The following is a 22,029-nucleotide window of genomic DNA, read 5'->3' on the forward strand; positions in this document are numbered from 1 at the left end:
CGTACGGAATCCTGATGGAAATGGAGTTGTGAAATGTGCGGGATTGCAGGATGGGTGTCCTTCGACGCCGATCTGACCCGTCGGGGTGACGCGCTCGACGCGATGACCGAGACGATGGCCTGTCGTGGGCCGGACGGCCGTGGCACCTATCTGCGCACGCACGTCGGCCTGGGGCATCGGCGCCTCGCCGTCATCGACCTGCCCGGCGGAGTACAGCCGATGAGCGTGAGCACGCCGGCCGGCGACATCGCCCTGGTGTACTCCGGGGAGGCCTACAACTTCCAGGAACTGCGGGATCGTCTCACCTCGCTCGGGCATGCGTTCAGGACGGACAGCGACACCGAAGTGGTGCTCCGCAGCTACCTGGAGTGGGGCGAGAGCGTCGTCGACCACCTCGACGGCATGTATGCGTTCGCGATCTGGGACGAGCGCGACGAGAAGCTGCTTCTCGTGCGGGACCGCATGGGGATCAAGCCGCTCTACTACTACCCGACGCGGGACGGTGTGCTGTTCGGCTCCGAGCCGAAGGCGATCCTGGCGAACCCGCTGGTGCGCAAGGCCGTCGACACGGACGGGCTGCGGGAACTGTTCGCGCAGACCAAGACGCCGGGCTGGGCGCTGTGGAAGGGCATGCGGGAGATGCTGCCCGGCACGCTGATCGCCGTGGACCGCAACGGGCTTCGGGAGCGCACCTACTGGCGGCTGAACGCGGTCGAGCACACCGACAGCCTCGACGACACCGTGTCGCGGGTGCGGGAGATGCTCACGGGCATCGTCGACCGGCAGCTGATCTCGGACGTGCCGCAGTGCGTCCTGCTCTCCGGCGGGCTGGACTCCAGCGCGATCACCGGCCTGGCGGCACAGCGGCTGGCGCTGCGGGGCGAGCAGGTGCGCACGTTCTCGGTGGACTTTGTCGGCCAGGAGGAGAACTTTGTCCCCGACGAGATGCGCGACACCCCCGATTCGCCGTTCGTGCGGGATGTCGCGGCGCATGTGCGGTCCGCGCACCACGACGTGGTGCTCGATCCGGGCGCCCTCTCGGATCCCGCGGTGCGGCGCGCGACCGTGACCGCCCGGGACATCCCCAATGGCTTCGGCGATCTCGACAGTTCGCTGTATCTGCTGTTCAAGGCGATCCGAGAGCAGTCGACGGTGGCTTTGTCGGGGGAGTCGGCCGACGAGGTGTTCGGCGGATACCCCTGGTTCCACATCGAAGCGGCGCTCCACGCGGAGACGTTTCCGTGGATGATGTTCATTCCCCCGATGAGCCTCGCGGCACGGACCGACCACATCGAGCCCGGGCTGCGCAAGACGCTCGACGTGGGGACCTACACCGCGGACCAGTACAAGACGGCGCTCGCCGAGGTCGAGTACCTGGACGGGGAGTCGGAGCAGGAACGGCGCATGCGCGCCATGTGCCACCTGCACCTGACGCGTTTCGTGCGCACCCTGCTGGACCGCAAGGACCGGCTGTCGATGGCGGTCGGGCTCGAGGTCCGGGTGCCCTTCTGCAACCACCGGCTCGTCGAGTACGTGTACAACACCCCGTGGTCGATGAAGACGTTCGACGGCCGGGAGAAGAGCCTGCTGCGACAGGCCGCGGCGCCCGCCCTGCCCCGGTCCGTGGTGGAGCGGGTCAAGAGCCCGTACCCGTCGCCCCAGAACCCCGGCTACGCGGCGATGCTTCAGCAGCAGGTGAAGGAACTCGTCGCGGAGCCGGATGCGCAGGTGTTCGCGCTGGTCGACCGGGCCTGGGCACAGCAGGTCATGGTGCAGGACCCCGCGGGCATGTCGACCGCCGTACGGGCCGGCCTGGAGCGCGTCCTCGATCTGCACACCTGGCTGGAACTGCACGCGCCCGAACTGCAACTGGACTGAGTCACTGGACTGAGCCTCCGCGGGGCTCCGGACCGAAGCCGCCGTGCCGGTCGCGGGCTGTGACATGTATGTGACAGGCCTGTGACCGGCAATGTGGCGTGCGCCACAGCCTGTCGATTGCGCCGCCACCAAGATCATCGGATGCGGAGAAACCTTTTACCGGCCGGGGCGGCCGGGCGCCCCGCCGTTGCCGTCCTGGCCGCTGTCGGCGTCACGGCGGGCATCCTCGTCGGTTGGCCGGCGCTCGACACCGTGAACGGGTGCGGGCTCGCGACCGATCGGTATCCGTCCGGGACCGCCCAGGACTGGGTGCGGTACGCCGATGTCGTGGTCGTCGGCCGGGCCGTACGGGAGCGCGAGAGCGGGCGGGAGAAACTGGCGGCCGGAGCGTACGGTTTCCAGCTGCAGCGAACCGTTGAACTGACCGTGCAGGCCCGGCCGTTCAGCTCCCGCACCCGTCCCCACCCCACCGTCGGAGCCACCCTCGACTATGTGGCCGCCGGCTGGAAGGTGCTCCGCGGCGACGGCACGACCCGTGTCCCGGACCTGACCGGCGACGCCCCGCGCGTCGTACCCGGCCACACCTACGTCCTCGCCCTGCGCTGGGAGCAGGAGCGGTGGGTCGCGCTCGGGGAAGGGGCGGTGGTGCCGTTCGACGAGCAGGTCGTCGGGCGTGGCGAGTGGTGCGGGCAGGTTCTCGACACGGACTCCTTCGCCCACGGCGAGCGGACCGGCCGCTCGGACGACCACAGCCTGGAGAAGACCCTCCTCGGCCAGGGCCGCCCGGCCCTCGAACGGGCCCTCCAGCAGGCGGCGCGCCAGGGGTCCTAGTCGAGGCGCCGCCCGGCGCGGCGGGTGAAGTGCGACCAGGATGGATGACGAGCGGGGATGAGGTACTCGCCGGACGCAGGGATGGTTGCCGCCGCACGACTGGAGGGGGCATGGGCATGCCGAACATGAGTGCGTTCACCGACCGGCTGGACCCCGACATGTGCGTGGTGACGGCCCGGGCGGGCGGCGACCGCGCGGGTTGCCTCGTGGGGTTCGCCTCGCAGTGCTCCATGCAGCCGGTTCGGTTCGTGGTGTGGCTGTCGAAGGCGAACCGGACGTACCAGGTGGCCTGCGCCGCAGGTTTCCTCGCCGTGCATCTGCTGACGCCGGACCGGTACGAGCTGGCTGCCCTGTTCGGCGGCGAGACCGGCGACCGGGTGGACAAGTTCGCGCACACGCAGTGGACGGAGCGGCACGGCGGGGCCGTCGTCCTCCGGGACGCTTGCGCGTGGTTCGTCGGCAGGATCGAGCAGCGGATCGACGGGGGCGACCACGTCGGCTTCGTCCTGGACCCGGTGCAGGCCGGCGGCCAGGAGAAGTACGACGACGGGCCGTTGTTGCGGCTCTCGGACGCGCTCACGATCGAGCCGGGGCATCCGGTCGAGTAGGCGCGTCGAACCCCGGGATCAAGCGAGATATGCGCGGGCGAGCCAGTGGTGGTCGTGGGGCGGGCAAAGACGCGCGGGCGGAGACGGCAACCACGCGCATGCACCTTCGGAAAGCTGCCTCAAGGTATACGCCTCTGCCCGCCAGCCATACCGGCCGAGGAAGTCCGCGAAATCATCCAGACCGAGTTGGAACGCGGATCCCCGGGATTTCATGAACGCCAGGAACTGTTCATTGTCCGGGTCTCGGTAGAACTCCGCGTGCGGCGCGTCGATCAGCAGAACCGAACCGGGGGCCGATATTTCCTTGACGTCCGTGATCAGCCGAGTGAACTGTTCGACCTGCAAGTACGGAAGCAGCCCTTCCACGATCCAGACGGTGGGCCTGTTCACGGCGTAGCCTGCGGCTATGAGTCGGTGTGGCCAGATCTCGCTGCGAAGGTCTTCACTGAGAGAGACGCGACGGCAGGCAAGCTGGTCCTTGACCGGCGCGAGAAGCATCTCCTTTGCTTCCAGCTGGCCCGGCAGATCGATTTCGAAGAACCGGGTGTCGGAAGGAAGGCCAAGACGCCAGGCGCGAGTGTCACTGCCCGCGGCCAGGCAGACCGCCTGTGTGATCCCTTCGGCGACTGCCTGCCGGAGTGCGATGTCACCGAAACGACCTCGCACGATGACTGATCCGACGGTGCCGCCGGCGGCCAGTGCTTCCGCTGCCAGCATTTTCGACCGCGGCGTGCTCAGCAGCTCTGCATGACGATCCACCAGATACGGGTCAGGGTGAGCGTTTTCCATGGCTCTGATGACGGCGGTGATGAAGCTGGTCTCCTTGACGGCCTCGGACCTGTCATCCCGCCGGGCGGTGTCTGTCACTGTGCACTCCAGGTGTTGCGCCGTGTGGCCGGTCCATGACGTTGACGGACAGCGAGGGCCTGGAATTGACCCAGTCCTGATCGAATTTCCCGGTCACGGCATAGCTGCGGGAGATCTCTGCGAGTTCCTCTTCGCTGAAGATGTTCTTTATGTCGTCGAATCCATGAGGAGCCCTTTCGTGGGCCAGGGTGAGTACTCTTTCCGGCCCCATGGAGCGATTGCTCTTCTGGAGCTCCGTCATCTGCGGCCGGCGTTCGTCCTCATATGCCTGCAGAGCGTCGCCCACGTCGGAGTGTGCGGCAAGGTGCCACGCAAGCACGCGCGCATCGATGATGGCCTGTGTGGCTCCGTTGGAACCGGCAGGGTACATCGCGTGGGCAGCGTCTCCCAGGAGTGTCACGTTGTTGAACGTCCACTGCGGGACAGGGTCCCGGTCGATCATCGGATACCGTTGTATGGGCGACGTGTTCTCAAGGAGACGTGCCAGATCCATCTGCGGCGGTGACCATGTACCGAATTGACGCAGTACAGCCTTCCGCTTTTCCGCGGTGCCGCTTGAGCGCGCGTTGCGTGCATCGGCTTCCGCGTTCGGAAATGCGGCAACCCAGTTGATCAGATTTTTATTCGTTGTCTCGTCCTTGTCTATCGGGTACAGGACGAGTCGCCTTCTGTCATCACCCAGGACCACCATCGAGTTCCCCGTCAGGAACGTGTCTGCCCAAGCAGTTCCCCGGTAAAGGGTCATGCCGTTGGACGGGGGAGAGCCCTCAGCGGGGTAGTGCGTCGCTCGCACGGCCGAGTGAATGCCGTCCGCGCCGATGAGTACGTCTGTCTCGACGGTCCGTCTGGAACCGTCCTGGTCTGTGAAGATTCCGCAGGTCCTACCGGGCTCGTCGGTGAGGCCGACAAGTCGAGCGCCGGTGATGACGGCGTCGTCGCCCAAGCGGCGCCGGGCCTCCGCGGCAAGGGTCAAAATGAGTTGAGAGCGAGATATCGAGAGCTGGGGCCATGTGTAGCCGGCCGGAAGTCCGCGATCCTCCCGCCACACAAGATCGCCATGCGGGTTGTACATCACCAATTCCTGTGTCCGGATGGCCCGCTGTTGCAACTGCTCCAGTAGTCCGAGCTCGGCAAGCTCACGAACAGCGTTGGGTAATATGTTCAGTCCAAGCCCCAGTGAACGCAGGTCGCGGTCGGCCTCGAAGACGGTGATGTCTTTGAATCCTGCCGCGTGAAGACTGACTGCGGTGGTCAGTCCGGCTATCCCGGACCCGACAATCGTGATTTTCATCGCCGGCACTTCACTCCTTCAGGTCGCGGCGGCATGTGAATTCACTGCGCGCGGGACGCCGCGGCGGAGCCGATCATGGCCCCGTTCTGCCGGGTGAGGGTGAGGATCTCCTCCAGGAGCTCTACGCTTCCGCCGCCACTGCCAAGTTCATAGAGTCGAATCTCTGCATGGTAGGCGCGCCGAGCCATCACCAGATGTTTTCCGCGAAACGAAGTGAGCGATCTGAGAGCTTTTCTCAGGGCTTGTGCGCTGGACTGCACATGATCGGCCTCGGGCGATGACCCGGAATCACCGAGTGCCGCCGTGAGACGCGAGGTGATGGACGGCATCTCCGTCCACTCCGAATACCGCTCCCGCCAGCTTGGCAGAGTATGCAGGGCCACCTCGTTGCAAAAACCCAGGTACTCCTTGCTGCCGCGATCGGATGCCCATAACAGTATGTCGATGAGGAAGAGCGGGACGTGCGCCGCGGCCGGCCCCATGTACTTCTCACCCGATATGTGGACGTCTTCGAAGAACGGTCTGAGCACATGGGCGAAGAATTCAGGGGTGACTTGTGCGGTGACCGTGCCCATTGCCTTGTCGGCTGCCGTGATGGATGAGGCAAGGGATGCCATCCTGTCGGCGTGCGCAGGACTGCCCGGCTCTTCGTCCTGGAGGGAGCGTCCCACTTCGACGGCATGCGCCAGATCCGGTATGCACCTGCGTACCGCATCGATCAGATTGCGCTCCATCTGATACCCGCTGTAAAGCCGCTCACGTTCACCCGTGGGATTCCAGCACGTGTAGTGGTACACCGTGTCCCGCGGAATCATGTGCGTACGCCGCCCAAGTATTTCGAATGATCTGGTCGCGTCAGGGATTATGTCAAAGGCCGACACTCCATGTCTTTTGAGGCTGCCCAGGTACATGCCCAAGTCGCGCATGGCGGCGAGGCACTCCGGCACCGTGAAAGCGGCGATGCTCTCCGCGGAGGGCAGCGCTCCACCGAGGACGCGCGCCAACGCGGCAATGTCCGCGCATTGGTTCATTTTCGGCAAGGTGCGAAGATCGTCGTCCAGCTTCAGCGGGTCAAGCTGCCTGACCTTCTCGTTGCGCTCCTCGGAAGTCACGTCTATATCTGCCGTGCGATGCATATGAACCAACTCTTCCGGTGCGGCTCTATCGCTCATGTCCGCGGTAGGTGTTTATCGGGTTCCGGAAAGCGGTTTCGACGCTAGCAGCAAGAGGTCGGATCAGACAGATTTACTCCACATTCGCCCCCATGTGTTCTGCATATTGACAGGGAAGTCGATCAGGCAATTTGCTTCGGAGAGTGCGAAACGTCGGCATGTGATCTCCACAGGCGCACTTACGGAGGAAGCCTTTTCCCCCTAGAAATGAGGCTTCTGTACGACGGTCAGGGGAAGGCGTAGCGCTCCCGGCGCCGCCTCGGGTACGGCCGGACGGCGTGGCGGGACCGGGGGCAGACGCGTGTACGGGGTGCCCGGCGCGGGGCGGGTGTCCTGCTCGCCCTTGTTGGGCCAGAACGCCATGGCGCGCTCCGCCAGCGCGGTGATCGTCAGCGACGGGTTCACACCGAGGTTGGCGCTGATCGTGGAGCCGTCGACGACGTGCAGCCCCGGGTGGCCGTAGAGCCGGTGGAAGGGGTCGACGACGCCGGAGTCCGCGCTGTCGCCGATGGCGCAGCCGCCGATGAAGTGGCCGGTGAACGGGATGTCGAAGAAGTCGCCGATGCCGCCGAGGGGGACTCCGTCGATCTTCTCGGCGGTCCGGCGGGCGACGTCGTGTCCCACCGGTATCCATGAGGGGCTCGGTTCCCCCTCGCCCTGGCGGGTGATCATCCTGCGCCGGCCGAACAGCCCCCGACGGGTGTACGTGGTCACGGAGTTGTCGAGGGTCTGCATGACGAGCAGGAAGATCGACTGTTCGGACCAGCGGCGCGGGTCGTGGACGGTCCGCAGATCGCCGCGCCTTCGCACCATCTCCCGCAGCGCCGCCCTCCAGCGGGGCCGGTCCCCGTCGCCGTCGACGAGCAAGCCGAGCATGAGGGAGAGCAGGTTGCTGTTCCTCCCGTAGCGCGCCGCCTCGATGTGCGTGACCGGGTCGGGGTGGATGGAGGAAGTGATCGCGACGCCCTTGGTGAAGTCGGCGTCCCTGCTGGGAGTGCGAGCGGCGAGCACCGCCTCGGAGTTGGTGCGAGCCAGCAGGCCCAGCCGCGGTGACACATGGGGGAGGATCCCCCGGTCGCGCAGCGAGTGCAGGAGCCGCTGGGTGCCGAGGGCCGCGGCGGAGAAGACGACCTGCTCCGCCGTGAACACCTCCTTGCGGCGCAGCACGGCCCCGGTGCGCACACACTCGACGTCGTAGCCGCCACCGGGACGCGGACGGACGGCGGTCACCGTGGTGAGGGGACGGACGACGGCCCCGGCCCGCTCGGCGAGGTACAGGTAGTTCTTGACGAGGGTGTTCTTCGCGTTGTGGCGGCAGCCCGTCATGCATTCGCCGCAGTGGAGGCAACTGCGGCGGGCGGGGCCCGCGCCGCCGAAGTACGGGTCGGGAACGTCGGCGCCGGGGGTGCTGCCGGGCTTGCCGAAGAACACACCCACGGGTGTGGGCGTGTAGGTGTCCGCCACCCCGAGATCCTCGGCCACGGCCCGAACGACCCGGTCGGCCGCGGTGGTCGCCGGGTTGCGGGTGACGCCCAGCATTCGTGAGGCCTGGTCGTAGTACGGTGCGAGCTCGCTCTTCCAGTCGGTGATGTGCGCCCAGTTGTGGTCGGCGTAGAAACTGTCGGGAGGCGTGTAGAGGGTGTTGGCGTAGACGAGCGACCCACCGCCCACACCCGCGCCGCTCAGCACCAGCAGATCCTTGAGCAGGCTCATCCGCAGGATGCCGGTGAAGCCCGCGAGCGGGTTGAAGAGGTAGTCGCGCACATGCCAGGAGTTCTTCGCCAGCTCATGGTCGGCGAACCGGCGCCCCGCCTCGAACACACCGACCCGGTAGCCCTTCTCCGTCAGGCGCAGCGCGCTGACGCTTCCGCCGAAACCCGAGCCGATGACGATCACGTCGTAGTGGAAGCGCTGTCCCGTCGGCCCCTGAGAGGGGGCGGGGGAGGCCTGCGCGCCGGCCGTGCTCGATGGTTCGGCGGACGGATCCGGCTGCGGCTTGGCCGTGACCATGAGGACTCCCGGGCATGAGGGGGCGGGCCGGCTGGACTTGCCACCTTCACGACCTGTCTGCGACCGGTCAAGAAATGAATCGCATTCCTTTCAAGGCTTGTTGACGACTCATCAGCAGAAGGCCGATCTTCTGCTCAGAGGTTCGCCGCGTGATCGGGGACGTAGGTCTGCAGATCGCGTGGCGGGCGCTGGTAGCCGGTCGAGCGCGGCCGTTGCGGCAGCTCCAGGACGGCGGGAGGGACGTCGCGATACGGCAGGGAGTCCAGAAGATGGGCGATCATGTTCAGCCGTGCCCGGCGCTTGTCGTCGCTCTCGACCACGTACCAGGGCGCCTCACGAATGTCGGTGTGCACCAGCATCTCGTCCTTCGCCCGGGAGTACGCCTCCCAGTGGGTGATCGACTCCAGGTCCATCGGGGACAGCTTCCAGCGCCGCAGCGGGTCGTCGAGGCGGCGCCGGAAGCGCTCCTGCTGCTCGACGTCGCTCACCGAGAACCAGTACTTGCGCAGCAGGAGCCCGTCCTCGACCAGCATCCGCTCGAAGATCGGGCACTGTCGCAGGAAGAGCTGGTACTCCTCCTTCGTGCAGAAGCCCATCACATGCTCGACCCCGGCCCGGTTGTACCAGGACCGGTCGAACAGCACGATCTCCCCGGCCGCCGGCAGCTGCTCGACGTACCGCTGGAAGTACCACTGGGTGCGCTCGCGCTCGGTCGGCTTCGGGAGCGCCGCGATCCTGGCCACCCGCGGGTTGAGGTGCTCGGCGACCCGTTTGATCGTGCCGCCCTTGCCCGCCGCGTCCCGCCCCTCGAAGATCACCACCAGCCGGGCGCCCTCAGCCCGGACCCACTCCTGCAGCTTCACCAACTCCGTCTGCAGGCGCAGCAGTTCCGTCTCATACACCTTGCGCGGCAGTGTCGCCGCCTTCTTGCCGGCCATGCCGCCTCCACCGCCCGATGACCTACGCCGATGACCTCCGCAGTCACCCGTGCCCGCGGTCGAACACCTGGACGCCACCGTACTGACCGACGACGAACCGCGCACCCTGTGCGGCGCTCGGCCGGTCTTTCAGTGCCGACGGTGTGCGCCTGCCTGCCCGGGTCACTTCACGAAGCGGTACTTCAGGTGAGTGGCGAGCGGAGTGTCGACCACCCTGACGGGCTTGAGGCTCCGCCGCCCGGCGCCGAGCCCCTCGAAGAGCCGCAGGCCCTCGCCGAGGAGCGCGGGCACCACGTGCAGCTGCAACTCGTCGATGAGTCCCTCCTTGAGGTACTGCCGCACGGTCCTCGCCCCGCCCGCGATGTCGACGTTCCTGTCCCCGGCGACGGCTTTCGCCTGGTCGAGGGCGCTGTGGACGCCGTCGGCGACGAAGGTGAACGTGGTGCCGCCCGCCTTGACCAGGGTCGGGCGGGGGCGGTGGGTGAGCACGAAGACCGGGGTCCGGAAAGGCGGGTTGTCGCCCCAGAACTCCTCGCCGGTGTCGTACATCATCCGCCCCATGACCACCGCTCCGGTGGCATCGAACCACTCGCGCATCAGCTCGGAGTCGCGGTTCTCCTGCCCGCCGGTCAAGCCCTGGCGCTCCCGCCAGCTCGCCAGGTTGTGGATCCACTCGAAGAGCGGCTCGGCGCCGTCGCCTCCCGGGTTCTCCAGGGTGACGTCGGCGCCGGCGATGCAGCCGTCGAGGGAGATCGCCAGATCCGCGGTCACGGTCATGGTGGGGTGCTCCTCAAGGTCACAGGTCTGGGATGTGCTGCCTGTGCCTTTACGTCGATCGAGAACCGCCGTTTTCGACAGGCCGCCGCCGGCGTCGACGACAAGCGCCTGGGGCAGCTCGGGAGCCGGCCTCCGAGGAAGAGCGAGGGCGCGCACACTGGAGGAGCACCCCGGCGCCCGGGTGTGCCGGTGACGGCCCTGGTGCGGCCACGCCGACCAGGAGGACCCATGCCCGCATCCAGCAGCTCCGCTGCCCGGCCCCTGGCACGGACCGGCGCCGCCCTGCGCCGCCGTGCCGCCCACCTCCTCGCCCGCCTGCACCACGACCCCGCCTCCCGCGGGCTGCCGCGCCGGGCCCAGGTGCGGGCACTGCTCGCCGTGCTGGACGAGGCGGTGGCCGCTCAGCAGCCCGCCGACGCGGCGGTGGCCGCGTGCGGGGAGCCCGGCCCCGTCTCCGGGCGGACCGCTCAGGACTGCGGGCACGCGGGCTCGGTCATCGTCCGTCTCCGGGCCCGGCTGCTGGCACTGCCGCTCACCCAACCCGATCTGGTGGCGGCGCAGGCGTATGCGGGGCGGCTGCTGGCCTACGACCAGTGGATGCTGCGCCAGTCGCTGGACCTGGCCTTCAGCACGCATCCGGACGCCCGTACGCAGGAGGCCCGGCAGCGACTGAACGGCCTGGGCCGCCCCGCGGACGACCTGCGGCGGCTGCGCGATGCCCTGCGGGCGGTCTAGGGAGTTTCGTTTTCAGGCTGGTACCCGGTGGGGTCATTGGCCGGAGACGTATGGCAACCGGCGAGGGGTCTACGATCGGCTGCGGACGAGGACCTGAGCTGGGCCGTTTCGGTGGATTCCACGATCGCGCGGGCTCACCGGCGCGGCCGGGGCCCGTGAAAGGGGGCCCCGGCCGGCGAGCCGGACGACCATGCCGGCGGCCGGTCCCGCGGCGGACTGACCACGAAGATCCACCGCCTAGTAGCTGTCGTAGCTGGGCTTGCCGTTCGGCCGGTAGACGCCGACGACGGTGCCGCCCTTCGTCGCCCGGACGCTGACCGGCTCCAGCGCGGTGGGGATCGCTCCGTCGGCGAACAGCCGCTTGCCGGTGCCGATGATCACCGGATGGATGGTCAGCCGGTACTCGTCGACGAGGCCGTGCTGCATGAGGGTCTGGGCGAGGTCGCCGCTGCCGACGACGTTGACGTCGCCGCCGTCGGACGCCTTCAGCTTGCGTACGGCATCGACGACGTCGCCCTCCAGCAGCGTGGAGTTCTGCCACTCGACGGACGTCAGGGTCCGAGACGCCACGTACTTGTGCATGCTGTTCATCCGATCGGTGAACGGGTTGTCGGGATCGGCGGTCGGCCAGTACGACGCGAAGATCTCATACGTCTTGCGGCCGAGCAGCATCGCGTCGGAGTGCTCGTACCAACCGGCGATGGCCGTGCCGACCTCGTCGTCGTCCACCGGCTTCTGCCAGCCTCCGTGCTCGAAGCCGCTCTCAGCGTCCTCGTCCGGACCTCCCGGCGCCTGCATGACGCCGTCCAGTGTCAGGAACGTGCAAACGATGATCTTGCGCATGGTGCGCTCCTTTCGTCGACGGGTAGACCGCACGACCGTCGGAAACTCATCGGAGGAACGTCCGCGGTGCGGGGATGATGGCAGGCATGCGCATCCGTATCGACGCCGTCGACCTGCCCGGACTCGTCTGCCGGTCTCCCGCTGACGGGGACGCTCCCGCCTACGCCAACGTCCATGTCGCCGTGCAGCGCCGCGACCGTCCGGCCGAGCTCCTGGAGCCGCAGCCTGGCGACGCCGCGTCCGCGACGTGGACCCTGGAGTGCACCGCCGCCCCCTCGCCGACCGGCACCGAGGTGAAGGGCCCGTATGTGCAGGACCGGCTGGGCCGCCGGTTCGTCTACCTGTCCTGGGGCACGGTCGACGAGGCGGGTGTCTTCACGATGTTCCGCCGCGCCAAGCTCATGCTCGACGCCGTGCCCGCCGAGGTGCTCGCCGCCGCCGCACGCGACGGCCTGCTCGTCGGACGCCTCGGTCTGACCGACTCGCACGGCGGCCCCCTGTGCGCACGAGTCGAGCCCCCGCACATCACCTGGACCGCAAGCTCGATGTGACACCTATCACGCCAGAGGCCCTCTAGCGTCCCTCCTGTCGTTGCTTGAACCATTGCGGGTGGAAAGCAATCCCGGAATTCCCAACGGAGTTGCCCGTGGCTGTGACGGCAAGTCAGGAATGCGACCGTAGCGAGAAGTCAAGCGCGTCCGTATATGAATGGTTTGCCGAGCAGGCGGAACGACAACCAGACTCAACGGCTCTGGTCCAGGGCGACGTCCGTATGACGTATGGGGAGTTGCAGTCCAGAGTCGTCGGGCTGTCGGAGGAGTTGCTGGAGAGCGGCGTCGGCCCCGAGCAGGCGGTGGGGCTCCTGGCCGGCCGATCGCCGGACCAGGTCGTCGGGCTGCTTGCGATTCTGCGGGCGGGAGGCGCGTATGTGCCGTTGGGCACCGATCTCCCCGCGGAGCGGCTGGAGTTCATGGTCCGCGACACGTCCATGGTCGTAGCACTCACCGATGACGAGCACCGGCACCGGCTGGCCGGCCAGGGCGTGCGGGCCCGGCTCCTCACCGTGACCGCGGTGGCCGCAGCGACGCGCACTCCGTTACCGCCGCAGCCCCAGCAGCCCCAGCCCCGGCAACCCCTGCCCCGGCCACCGCAGCCGCCGGCGGCGGATCCCTCGCGTCTGGCCTACGTGCTGTACACCTCCGGCTCCACCGGTCACCCCAAGGGCGTGGCGGTGGAACACCGCGGCCTGTCGAACTACGTCCGCTGGGCGGTGTCCGAGTTCTCCGCCGGCCGGCCGGTCGACGCGTTGCTGCACACCCCGCTCAGTTTCGACTTCTCCCTGACCAGCCTCTTCCTGCCGCTCGTCACCGGCGGCACACTGCACCTCGCTCCGCAGGACCACGAGCCCGAGGATCTCGCGACCGCCGTCCAGAGCCCCGCCCTCGACCTGGTACGGCTGACCCCGTCCCACGTCGAGATGCTCGTGGCCCGGCTCGGCGACCAGCGGGGACTGCCCGGCCCTCGACAGTTCGTCGTCGGCGGCGAGATCCTGCGCGCCCGCCATGTCACGGCACTGCGCCGGCTCTTCCCGGACTCCGTCGTCTACAACCACTACGGGCCGACGGAGACCGTGGTGGGCCGCTGCTTCCTCCGTCTGGACGCCTCGGCCGGATTCCGCGTCGAGGACTACGCGCCCGACGACCCGCTGCCGATCGGCGACCCCATCCCGCACACGCGCCTCACCGTGGACCATGCGGACCAGGAGCAGGCCGCGCAGGCGGTGGGGGAGTTGGTCATCAGCGGGGCGGGCATCGCCCGCGGCTATCTCCACCTCCCACAGGCCACGGCCGCCTCGTTCGTCACACTGCCCGACGGCCGGGGACGCGCCTACCGCACAGGGGATCTCGTTCGGCTGGATCCGCAGGGCCGTCCGGTCGTCGTGGGCCGTGCGGACGGGCAGGTGAAGATCCGCGGGCATCGAGTCGAAACCGCCGAGATCGAGGCGCGGTTGTGCGCGACGGAAGGCGTGCGCGCCGCGGCGGTGGTGAAGGCCCGCGAGCCGCGGAACATCCTGGCCGCCTTCGTCGTCACGGACGCCGGCGCCTCCTCTGGGCCGGACGCGGGACGGCTGCGCGCCGCACTCGCGGCCTCCCTGCCGCCGTACATGATCCCCCAGCACTTCTCGGCCCTCGACGCGCTGCCGCTCACCCGCCACGGCAAGCTCGACCGCTCATTCCTGCAGGACCTCCTGGAGAGGGAGGCCCCGCAGGAGTCCGGACGGACACCTGCCGCCCCGGGCGGCGACGAGTCGGGCGGCGACGAGCCGGACCATGTGATGCGCACGGTGTGCGCCCTGTGCGAGCGGATCCTCGGGGTGCGCGACGTCCGCCCGGGCGACAACTTCCTCGACCTGGGCGGCGATTCGATCACCGCGATGAAGCTCGCCGCCGCCTGCCGACGCGAGGGGATCACCGTCCGCAGCGTCCGCTTCCTCACGGCGGACAGCCTGGCGGACATGTTCAGCCTGACGCCCGTGGACGACGGGCGCTGAGCAGGAACATCTGCCCCGGGGCCGCGGGATCGTGCTCCGCGCGGTCCCGGTCCAGCTCCGCCAGCCAGGCCAGACGGTCGGCGCTGTCGGTCCCGGCGGCGTCGGCCCCGGTCACCAGCCAGTCCGGGAAGGTGCAGAACGGCGTGGTGCGCACCTCGGCGAAGCCCGCCGCCGTGCACTCCGAGCGCAGCGCCGTCCGCTCGGTCAACTGCCCCCGCAGCTGGGCCATCTCCCCGGGAGAGTAGAAGGACAGGAACGTCTGGAAGCGGCACGCGGGATCCCAGGCGCTCACCACCAGCAGCCCGCCGGGGCGCAGCGTACGCAACGACTCGGCGAAAAAGCGCTCGCGCTGGGCCGCGGACAGGTGGTTGACCGTGCCCATCATGCAGGTGACGAGGTCGAAGGAGGCGTCCCGGAAGGGCATCGCGGTACCGTCGGCGACGGCGAACCGCCCCGCCCACCGGTCGTCCACACAGGCGCGGATGCCCGCGTCGCTGAGGTCGATCCCGTACGACCGCACTCCGAACCGGTCCAGCACCTGCGGGTAGCGCAGCGTGCCGCTGCCGACGTCGAGCGAGGTGGCCACGGCCCGCACATCCCCGACGGCAGTGAGCAACTGCACCATTTCCAGCCGCTTCTTGGCGCTGTCGTGCACCCCGGTGTGATCGAACTGGACGTAGAAGGTGGCGTCGTAGGCGTCGATCCGGGAGTCGGTCCGGCCGAGGAGTCCGCGCGCCTGAAGGTCCCGGACGAGGGCGGCGGCGGGGGAGTCGGGCGTGGAGCGGGGCTTCGGGCCGGAAGCCGGCGCGGTCGAGCCGAGCCGGTTCCGGCTGTGCTCGTGGCGCTGCCAGGCGTCCTCGTACGTGGCGTCCCAGGCGAGCAGCAGCTCGAAGCGGTCGACCGCCTCGGCATGCCTGTCCCGCTCCTGCAGGGCCCTGGCGAGGTCGTAGAGCAGCCGTTTCTCGTCCTCGCCCGGACCGCTCAGCGCCGCCTGCTCATAGGCGATGGCCGCGGCTGAGCCGGCTCCCAGGCTGCGGAAGCACTCACCGGCCGTGTACAGCGCACGGGCGCGCAACTGCGGGGTGGCACAGGCCAGTTGCAGCAGGCCGATCGCCGCCCGGTGCTCGCCCGTCGCGGCCAACGCCCGTCCCGCCTCGAACGCGGCCCGCGGGTCAGCCCGGAGCGCCCGGCTGTCCTGGAGCGCGATCCGGGCGACGGCCGGGTCGACGCTGTCGGGGGGCAGCACGCCCCGCTGTTCGAGGTGCCGCAGGCGTCGTACGGCGAAACGGACGGAGCCCAGGTCCAGGTACAGGTGGGCCGCGCGCCCCGCCGTGGCCGCGTCCGGGGACCGCACCAGGTCCTGTTCCTTGTCGAGGAGCGTCATGGCCCCGGCCTCGGTGAGCAGCGGCCGCAGCCCGTACACCGTGCCCTCCTGCGTACCGGCCACGACGACCGCGCAGTCCGCGGCGGTGGCGACCGCGGTGACCCGGCCGTCCAGCTCGGCCTCGTCCAGCACGGTGCCGTCCAGCCGGAGGATCAGCCGGTCGTCGTCGGCGGTGATGCCGTACGGCCCCCGCCTGCCGGCCGGCCGGGACGGGTCGGCGACCGCGGGGCGGAGCGGGTCGGCGACCGGTGTGCCGGTGAGGTCGAGGAGGAGGCTGCCGCTGGGGTCGTCCAGGACGACGAGGTCGCCGTCCGCGTCCACGCGCAGCGCGCGGACGGGGGCCGAATGGGGGTAGGTCCACAAGGTCTTCACCGTGGGGCCGCTCGCAATCCTCGGGTCTGTGGGGCGGGCTGCCGCCGGATCCAGGCGGCGAGGGCGGCCGGGGTCGGCTGCTGGATGAAGGTGTCGAGGTCGGCCTGCACGCCGAGTTCCTCGCCGAGCCGGGTGGTGAGGACCGCCGCGAGGAGGGAGGTGCCGCCGAGTTGGAAGAAGTTGTCGTCCGGGCCGACGTCCTCGGCCCCGAGCACCGACTCCCACAGACCGGTCAGCGCCTGTTCGACCGCGTCGTGCACACCGCCGGCGCCCGTGCCGCTGATCCGTACGGGGCGGGCGGCCAGCGCGGCACGGTCGGTCTTGCCGCTGGGCGTGGTCGGGAACGCGTCCACGGCGATCACGGCCACGGGCACCATGTACTCGGGCAGCGTCTCGGCCAGCCGGGCCCGCGCATCGCCCGGCGGACCGCCGGATCCGCCGGATCCGCCGGTGAGGACGTAGGCCACCAGTCTGCGCCCCACGCCCGGCTCCTCGTTGACGACGACCACGGCGTCGGCCGGCCCCGGCAACGCCTTCACCGCGGCCTCCACCTCGCCGACCTCCACCCGGTGCCCGCGGATCTTGACCTGGCCGTCCCCGCGGCCGAGGAAGTGGACCAGCCCGTCCGGCTCCATCCGGCCGTGGTCGCCGGTGAGGTAGCGCCGGGACCCCGGCGGGCCGAGCGGGTCGGGTACGAAGCGGTCGCCGGTCGGCCCGGGGCGGCCGAGATAGCCGTGGGCGAGCACGGGCCCCGCGATGGCGATCTCACCGCGCTCCCCGACGGGCAGCGCGCTGCCACGCTCGTCCACGACGTCGATCCGGGCCCCGTCGACGGCCCGGCCGATGGCGGGCAGGTCGGGCCACTGCTCCGGGTCGGGGCCCAGGCGCAGCGCGGTCACGATATGGGTCTCGGACGGGCCGTACTGGTTCTCCAGCCGCGCCCCGGGCAGGGCGCCGAAGAAGCGGCGCAGCGCGGGAGTGACGTACAACTGCTCGCCCGCCGTGATCACCTCCCGCAGCGCGCGGGGGTAACGCCCTTGGCCGACGGCGGAGTTGGCCAGCGCCTGCAGGGCGACGAACGGCATGAAGAGGCGCTCCACACCGTGGTCGTCGAGATGACCCAGCAGGCGGTGCGGATCGCGCCGCACATCCTCGTCGACCAGGACCAGGCAGCCGCCCGCGGCCCAGGTGCTGAACATCTCCTGGAAGGACGCGTCGAAGCTGAACGCCGAGAACTGCAAGGTGCGGGCTCCCGCGCCGCAGTCGGAGGCGGCGCACTGCCAGTCGATCAGGTTGACGAGGGGGCCGTGCCCCATGGCGACCCCCTTCGGCCTCCCCGTCGAGCCCGACGTGTACATCACATAGGCGAGGTCGTCGGTCCCAGGGGCGGTGGCGGGCGGCGAGCCGGTCTCGTCGGCCGGCTCCTCGTCGAGCAGCAGCACCCGGGCGCCCTCCGGGACCTTGAGCCGGCCGGCGAGCGACCGCTGGGTGAGCAGGACTCCGGCGCCGCTGTCCCGCAGCATGAAGTCGAGCCGGGCCGGCGGATAGCCGGGATCCAGGGGCAGGTACGCGGCCCCCGCGCGCAGGATGCCCAGCACTCCGAGGGGCAGGTGGAAGGACCGGTCGACGCACAGCGCGACGACCGACCCGGCGACACCGTGAGCCGTCAGCCGGCGGGTGACGCGGTCCGCCGCCGCGCCGAGCTCCGCATACGTCAGCTGCCGCCCCGCGTACTCGACGGCCGGACGACCGGGGGCGGTGCGGCACTGCTCGGCGAACCGGTCGAGGACGGTCGCGCAAGCCGGCGAAGCGGCCGCCGCGCCCGTCATGACGGCTCCGGCACGGCGGGCAGCAGGGTGCTCAACAGCGCGGCCAGCTCGCGCACATGGGGCTCGGTGAGCATCGAGTAGTGGTCTCCCTTCACGTCGTGCCGTTCGACCGTGCGCTCGCTCAGCCGCTGCCAGGACGCGGCCGCCCGCTCCTGGGCCGCCGGATCGCCCTCCGAGGCGAACAGCAGGACCAGGCGGTCGACGGGCCGGCGCGGCCGGTGGCGGCGCAGCGCCATGACATGCGCGCGGAACAGCCGCAGCTGCTCCAACAGAGCGGAGATCTCCGTGTCCGGCGGCACGGCCCGGGCCGCACGCGCCTCGTCGAGCACCCGGGCCAGGCCCTCGTCGTACGAGAGCGTCGCGAGCTCCTCGCCCCGCACGACGAAGGGCGTGCCCGAGAGACTGCCCAGCTGCCAGGCGAAGGCGGCGAGGATCCCGGCGTCCGGCGAGCCGCTGAACTCCTCGCCGGGATAGCTGTCGAGCAGGCCCAGGAACTCCACCTCCTCGCCCTCCTCGCGCAGCCCGGCCGCGATCTCGAAGGCGAGCACACCCCCCATCGACCAGCCGAGCAGCGCGTACGGGCCGTGCGGACGCAGTTCCCGCAGCCGATCGCGGTGGTAGGCCGCCATCGCCTCCAGGCCGGGTTCGGGGGAGTCCGGGTCGAGGGGCGGCGCCTGGAGTCCGTACACCGGCCGCGTGGGCGGCAGCAGGGCGGCGAGCCTGCGGAAGGCGACCACGTCACCGCCCGCCGGGTGGACGCAGAACAGGGGCGAGCCGTCACCGCCGCGACGCAACGCGAGGGGCCGGGCGACCGGGTCCGCGGGCGCGCTGGGGACGCCGTCGCGGACCAGCCGGCTCAGGAACTCCACGCTGACGGACGCCGGTCGACCGTCGTCGGTGGTGTCCTCGAAGAGCACGGACACCGGAATCGCCGTCCCGAACGCCTTCTTGACGCGGGCGACGAGCCGGACGGCGAGCAGGGAGTGGCCGCCCAGGGCGAAGAAGTCCTCGTCGACGCCGACGCCCTCCACGCCGAGCAGGTCCTCGAAGATGTGGGTGAGCTCCAGCTCCGTGCCGTCGCGCGGGGGGCTGCCGGGATGGGTCATGGTCCTCACTCTCCGCCGGGGGAGCCGGGGACGGCAGCCGCCGGCATCAGGGTGACCTCGAGCCGGTCGAGGCCGTGCAGGAACGTGGACGGCGTGCGGACGAGCGTGCCGTCGAACTCGATGCGGGCCACGTGGGTCAGCAGCGCCTCCAACAGGGTGCGCAGCTCCAGCCGGGCCAGGGACGCGCCGATGCAGTAGTGGGGTCCGCCGCCGAGACTGAGGTGGGGGTTGGGCCGCCGGTCGATGCGGAAGGCGTCCGGTTCGGCGAAGACCGACTCGTCGCGGTTGCACGACGGGATCCACAGCACCACCCGCTCGCCAGCCCGGATCAGCGCGTCGCCGAGGCGGACGTCCTCGGTGGCCGTGCGCATCATGTGCAGCGGCGGCGAGGCCCAGCGCAGGATCTCCTCGACCGCGGTGGGCACGGACCGGGGATCCGCCCGCAGCCGCCGCCACTCCCGCGGATGCGCGGCGAAAGCGAGGACGGCGCCGGAGACGGCGTGCCGGGTGGTGCCCAGCCCGCCGTTGACCAGGCCGTCGCAGTTCAGCAGGATCTCCTCGTCCGTCAGCCGGTCCGCTCCCGACTGCTGCAGCAGAGCGCTGACCAGGTCGTCTCCGGGATCGGGGCGGCGGCGGTCCAGCAGCTCCGCGAAGTAGGCGAAGACGCCCGCGCTGGCCGCCCGGCGCGCCGCCGCCGTGCTGGTCTCCGTCTCGTCGAACGCGGCGGCGGCCAGCGCGGCGAGCTCCTCCCAGTCCTCTTCGGGCACCCCGAGCATGCCGCACACCAGCCACGTCGGCAGCGACCGGGACAGCCGGGCCACGACGTCGACAGGAGTGCCGTCGGCCAGCTCGGCCAGCTTCGCGTCGAGCCGGCTGCGCAGCGTGTCCTTGAGCCGGGCCACGGCCCGCCCGGCGAACCAGGGTGCGTGAGCGGAGCGCAGCCGCGCGTGCGCGGGGCCGTCCGAGACGACGAGCATCCCGCCGGACGCGGCCGACACCGCGCCGGCCTCCCCGCCCAGCCGCATCCCGCGCGTCGAGGTGAACGACTCCGGCCGTTCGAGCACTTCGCGCGCCGCCGCGTGGGCCGTGACGGACCAGAACGCCCCGAAGCGGGGCGAGTCCAGACGGACCACGGGATGCTCGCGCCGGGCCCGCCGCCACTGGGCGAAGTAGTCGGCGTCCCGGTAGGTGGCGGGATCCGTGAGGTCTGGGTCCCCCGCGGCGAGGGCCGGGCAGCGGGAGGCCTCGCCGTTCACCGCACGCTCCGTCCCGCCGGGCTCAGCCGTTCGCCCGCCATCCGGTCCAGGGCGGCCCGGTCCAGCTTCCCGTTGGGCAGGGCCGGCAGCCGCTCAACGGTGTGCACCGACCGTGGGACGGCAGCCCGGGGCAGGTGACGCAGCAGCGCGGTGTGCAGCTCGGCGGGCTGGAAGCCGGCGGCCGGCCGGACCAGGAACGCCATCAGCCGGGGCGGGCCGGACCTGCCGCGGGCGACGCCCAGCGCGGCGGCCGCCGCGCCGGTGTGCTCGCGCACGAGGTACTCGATCTCGCTCAGCTCGACGCGCATCCCGGCGAGCTTGAGCTGGCCGTCGGCCCGCCCGGCGAAGTGGGCGTCGCCCTGCTCGTCGAAGCGCACCAGGTCGCCCGTGCGATAGGTGCGCTGCGCGCCGTCGCCGGTGAAGGCGGTCTCGGCGCCGGTGTCGCCGACGTAGCCGAGGGCCACAGCGGGGCCGCGCACCCACAGCTCGCCGGTGTCCTCGCCGCCCGTCCCGCCGGGTACGAGGCCGATCTCCGCACCGGGGATGGGACGGCCGATCGGCACGCTGTCTCGCTGCCCGTCGGCGGGCGCACAGCGGTGCGCCAGGGCCCAGACGGTGCATTCGGTCGGGCCGTACTCGTTGAACAGCGCGGTATCCGGGAGTTCGGCGAAGTGCCGGCGCACCAGACCCGGCGGGCACGTCTCGCCCGCCACGATCACCGTGCGCAGGGACCGCAGCGCGTCGGCCTCGGCGGTGTCCAGCAGCGCCTCGTAGAGGGAGGGCAGCGTCAGCAGGTGGGAGGCGCGGTGGGCGTGGGACGCGGCGGCGACGGCCTCGGTGTCCAGCGGGTCGGCCGAGGGAATGACCAGGTGACCGCCGGTGGCCAGCGTCCAGTAGAGGCCCGCGACGGAACTGTCGAACGAGATCGAACTGCACAGCAGGTACACCGGCGGCACCGGGCCGTAGTGGGCGATGCGGGCCGCCGTGGAGTGACCCAGCCCCGTGTGCGAGATGAGCACGCCCTTCGGGGGGCCGCTGGAGCCGCTGGTGTAGAGGCAGTACGCGGGCGCCTCGGGGCCGGGAGCCTGCGGGAGCACGTCGGCCGCCGGTCTGCGGCCGGAGCCGACCCGGATCACCGTCCGCAGGGTGCTCCAGTCCGGAGGACCGCTCGTGCCGTCGGGTTCCGCCACGGCGAAGCGGGCGCCGCTGGCCTTGATCACGGATGCCTGGCGGCCCGCAGGGAACGCGGCGTCCACGGGCACGTAGTACGCCCCCGCGTACAGCACGCCGAGCATCGCCGGGACCGCCCACCGCGACAACCGGCTGCGGACCACGACGGGTTCGCCGGGCCGCACCCCCAGCGCCCGCAGCGAGCCGGCCACGTCGAGCGTGAGCCGGCGCAGCTCGGCGTAGCTGAGGCCGCCGTCCGGGTCGCTCACGGCGGTGCGGGGTCCCGCCTGTTCGAGGTGCGGTGTGATCAGGTCCAGGACGGGTGGGGCCGACGGGAGGCGGGGGCCGCGCACGGCGCTCCGCCACGTTGCGCGCACCGGGTCGTGCGCTGCTCTTTCCTGCACTGCCTCT

The 22,029-nt window shown here is 70.4% G+C and carries 18 protein-coding genes; 6 read left to right on the forward strand and 12 right to left on the reverse strand.

Going from position 1 to position 22,029, the window contains the following annotated elements:
* Positions 1-33 precede the first annotated feature (33 nt).
* The 3 genes from asnB (at position 34) to ACIBAF_RS33275 (ending at position 3,317) form a co-directional block, all read left to right on the forward strand.
* Positions 34-1,878: an asparagine synthase (glutamine-hydrolyzing) gene (gene asnB / locus ACIBAF_RS33265; RefSeq protein ID WP_399467918.1), complete on the forward strand. Its 1,845-nt coding sequence runs from the start codon at positions 34-36 to the stop codon at positions 1,876-1,878.
* Between the two features lie 141 nt (positions 1,879-2,019).
* The gene (locus ACIBAF_RS33270; protein WP_399467919.1) at positions 2,020-2,709 is read left to right on the forward strand and encodes a hypothetical protein; all 690 of its coding nucleotides are present in this window, start codon (positions 2,020-2,022) and stop codon (positions 2,707-2,709) included.
* A 116-nt stretch (positions 2,710-2,825) separates the two neighbouring features.
* The gene (locus ACIBAF_RS33275; protein WP_399467920.1) at positions 2,826-3,317 is read left to right on the forward strand and encodes a flavin reductase family protein; all 492 of its coding nucleotides are present in this window, start codon (positions 2,826-2,828) and stop codon (positions 3,315-3,317) included.
* Between the two features lie 18 nt (positions 3,318-3,335).
* Here ACIBAF_RS33275 and ACIBAF_RS33280 read toward each other — a convergent pair whose 3' ends face one another.
* The 6 genes from ACIBAF_RS33280 to ACIBAF_RS33305 form a co-directional block, all read right to left on the reverse strand.
* On the reverse strand, positions 3,336-4,184 hold the full coding sequence (locus tag ACIBAF_RS33280; RefSeq protein WP_399467921.1) for a class I SAM-dependent methyltransferase: 849 nt from the start codon (positions 4,182-4,184) through the stop codon (positions 3,336-3,338).
* Positions 4,159-5,475, reverse strand: a complete 1,317-nt coding sequence (locus tag ACIBAF_RS33285; RefSeq protein WP_399467922.1) for an FAD-dependent monooxygenase — start codon at positions 5,473-5,475, stop codon at positions 4,159-4,161. The genes ACIBAF_RS33280 and ACIBAF_RS33285 overlap by 26 nt, the downstream gene beginning before the upstream one ends.
* A gap of 41 nt (positions 5,476-5,516) precedes the next feature.
* The gene (locus tag ACIBAF_RS33290) at positions 5,517-6,647 is read right to left on the reverse strand and encodes a monodechloroaminopyrrolnitrin synthase PrnB family protein (protein ID WP_399467923.1); all 1,131 of its coding nucleotides are present in this window, start codon (positions 6,645-6,647) and stop codon (positions 5,517-5,519) included.
* A gap of 201 nt (positions 6,648-6,848) precedes the next feature.
* The gene (locus tag ACIBAF_RS33295) at positions 6,849-8,657 is read right to left on the reverse strand and encodes a GMC oxidoreductase (RefSeq protein ID WP_399467924.1); all 1,809 of its coding nucleotides are present in this window, start codon (positions 8,655-8,657) and stop codon (positions 6,849-6,851) included.
* A 134-nt stretch (positions 8,658-8,791) separates the two neighbouring features.
* Positions 8,792-9,595, reverse strand: coding sequence for a polyphosphate kinase 2 (gene ppk2 / locus ACIBAF_RS33300; RefSeq protein WP_399467925.1), 804 nt, complete (start codon positions 9,593-9,595; stop codon positions 8,792-8,794).
* A gap of 162 nt (positions 9,596-9,757) precedes the next feature.
* The gene (locus ACIBAF_RS33305; protein WP_399467926.1) at positions 9,758-10,372 is read right to left on the reverse strand and encodes a dihydrofolate reductase family protein; all 615 of its coding nucleotides are present in this window, start codon (positions 10,370-10,372) and stop codon (positions 9,758-9,760) included.
* A gap of 228 nt (positions 10,373-10,600) precedes the next feature.
* On the opposite strand from ACIBAF_RS33305, the gene ACIBAF_RS33310 reads away from it, so the two are divergent.
* A complete protein-coding gene (locus ACIBAF_RS33310) occupies positions 10,601-11,107 on the forward strand; it encodes a hypothetical protein (RefSeq protein ID WP_399467927.1) in 507 nt (168 codons plus the stop codon).
* Positions 11,108-11,344: 237 nt separating this feature from the next.
* Here ACIBAF_RS33310 and ACIBAF_RS33315 read toward each other — a convergent pair whose 3' ends face one another.
* Positions 11,345-11,950 carry a dihydrofolate reductase family protein gene (locus ACIBAF_RS33315; protein ID WP_399467928.1) on the reverse strand — a complete coding sequence of 202 codons (606 nt, stop codon included), beginning with the start codon at positions 11,948-11,950 and terminating at the stop codon, positions 11,345-11,347.
* Positions 11,951-12,036: 86 nt separating this feature from the next.
* On the opposite strand from ACIBAF_RS33315, the gene ACIBAF_RS33320 reads away from it, so the two are divergent.
* Both ACIBAF_RS33320 and ACIBAF_RS33325 read left to right on the forward strand, forming a co-directional pair.
* The gene (locus tag ACIBAF_RS33320; RefSeq protein ID WP_399467929.1) at positions 12,037-12,501 is read left to right on the forward strand and encodes a DUF5990 family protein; all 465 of its coding nucleotides are present in this window, start codon (positions 12,037-12,039) and stop codon (positions 12,499-12,501) included.
* 101 nt (positions 12,502-12,602) lie between these two features.
* Positions 12,603-14,501 carry a non-ribosomal peptide synthetase gene (locus tag ACIBAF_RS33325; RefSeq protein ID WP_399467948.1) on the forward strand — a complete coding sequence of 633 codons (1,899 nt, stop codon included), beginning with the start codon at positions 12,603-12,605 and terminating at the stop codon, positions 14,499-14,501.
* On the opposite strand, the gene ACIBAF_RS33330 is transcribed toward ACIBAF_RS33325, so the two are convergent.
* The 5 genes from ACIBAF_RS33330 to ACIBAF_RS33350 are packed head-to-tail and all read right to left on the reverse strand — an operon-like array spanning position 14,470 to position 21,971.
* Positions 14,470-16,257 carry a methyltransferase domain-containing protein gene (locus ACIBAF_RS33330; protein WP_399467930.1) on the reverse strand — a complete coding sequence of 596 codons (1,788 nt, stop codon included), beginning with the start codon at positions 16,255-16,257 and terminating at the stop codon, positions 14,470-14,472. The genes ACIBAF_RS33325 and ACIBAF_RS33330 overlap by 32 nt on opposite strands.
* Positions 16,254-18,086 (reverse strand): non-ribosomal peptide synthetase, encoded by a 1,833-nt coding sequence (locus ACIBAF_RS33335; RefSeq protein WP_399467931.1) that lies wholly within the window; start codon positions 18,084-18,086, stop codon positions 16,254-16,256. The genes ACIBAF_RS33330 and ACIBAF_RS33335 overlap by 4 nt, the downstream gene beginning before the upstream one ends.
* The gene (locus tag ACIBAF_RS33340) at positions 18,083-19,192 is read right to left on the reverse strand and encodes an alpha/beta fold hydrolase (protein ID WP_399467932.1); all 1,110 of its coding nucleotides are present in this window, start codon (positions 19,190-19,192) and stop codon (positions 18,083-18,085) included. Before ACIBAF_RS33340 ends, ACIBAF_RS33335 begins: the two co-directional genes overlap by 4 nt.
* A 5-nt stretch (positions 19,193-19,197) precedes the next feature.
* Positions 19,198-20,448, reverse strand: a complete 1,251-nt coding sequence (locus ACIBAF_RS33345) for a cytochrome P450 (protein WP_399467933.1) — start codon at positions 20,446-20,448, stop codon at positions 19,198-19,200.
* The gene (locus ACIBAF_RS33350) at positions 20,445-21,971 is read right to left on the reverse strand and encodes an AMP-binding protein (protein WP_399467934.1); all 1,527 of its coding nucleotides are present in this window, start codon (positions 21,969-21,971) and stop codon (positions 20,445-20,447) included. Before ACIBAF_RS33350 ends, ACIBAF_RS33345 begins: the two co-directional genes overlap by 4 nt.
* Positions 21,972-22,029 lie beyond the last annotated feature (58 nt).

Source organism: Streptomyces sp. NPDC051677, from assembly GCF_044453465.1.
GTDB lineage: Bacteria > Actinomycetota > Actinomycetes > Streptomycetales > Streptomycetaceae > Streptomyces.

Excerpts from the sequence above, each read along its gene's own strand:
- ACIBAF_RS33305 (WP_399467926.1), bottom strand. The coding sequence starts at position 10,372 with ATGACCGTGACCGCGGATCTGGCGATCTCCCTCGACGGCTGCATCGCC.
- ACIBAF_RS33275 (WP_399467920.1), top strand. The coding sequence starts at position 2,826 with ATGCCGAACATGAGTGCGTTCACCGACCGGCTGGACCCCGACATGTGC.
- ACIBAF_RS33340 (WP_399467932.1), bottom strand. The coding sequence starts at position 19,192 with ATGACCCATCCCGGCAGCCCCCCGCGCGACGGCACGGAGCTGGAGCTC.
- ACIBAF_RS33315 (WP_399467928.1), bottom strand. The coding sequence starts at position 11,950 with ATGCGCAAGATCATCGTTTGCACGTTCCTGACACTGGACGGCGTCATG.
- ACIBAF_RS33335 (WP_399467931.1), bottom strand. The coding sequence starts at position 18,086 with ATGACGGGCGCGGCGGCCGCTTCGCCGGCTTGCGCGACCGTCCTCGAC.
- ACIBAF_RS33310 (WP_399467927.1), top strand. The coding sequence starts at position 10,601 with ATGCCCGCATCCAGCAGCTCCGCTGCCCGGCCCCTGGCACGGACCGGC.
- ACIBAF_RS33320 (WP_399467929.1), top strand. The coding sequence starts at position 12,037 with ATGCGCATCCGTATCGACGCCGTCGACCTGCCCGGACTCGTCTGCCGG.
- ppk2 (WP_399467925.1), bottom strand. The coding sequence starts at position 9,595 with ATGGCCGGCAAGAAGGCGGCGACACTGCCGCGCAAGGTGTATGAGACG.
- asnB (WP_399467918.1), top strand. The coding sequence starts at position 34 with ATGTGCGGGATTGCAGGATGGGTGTCCTTCGACGCCGATCTGACCCGT.
- ACIBAF_RS33270 (WP_399467919.1), top strand. The coding sequence starts at position 2,020 with ATGCGGAGAAACCTTTTACCGGCCGGGGCGGCCGGGCGCCCCGCCGTT.
- ACIBAF_RS33295 (WP_399467924.1), bottom strand. The coding sequence starts at position 8,657 with ATGGTCACGGCCAAGCCGCAGCCGGATCCGTCCGCCGAACCATCGAGC.
- ACIBAF_RS33285 (WP_399467922.1), bottom strand. The coding sequence starts at position 5,475 with ATGAAAATCACGATTGTCGGGTCCGGGATAGCCGGACTGACCACCGCA.
- ACIBAF_RS33290 (WP_399467923.1), bottom strand. The coding sequence starts at position 6,647 with ATGAGCGATAGAGCCGCACCGGAAGAGTTGGTTCATATGCATCGCACG.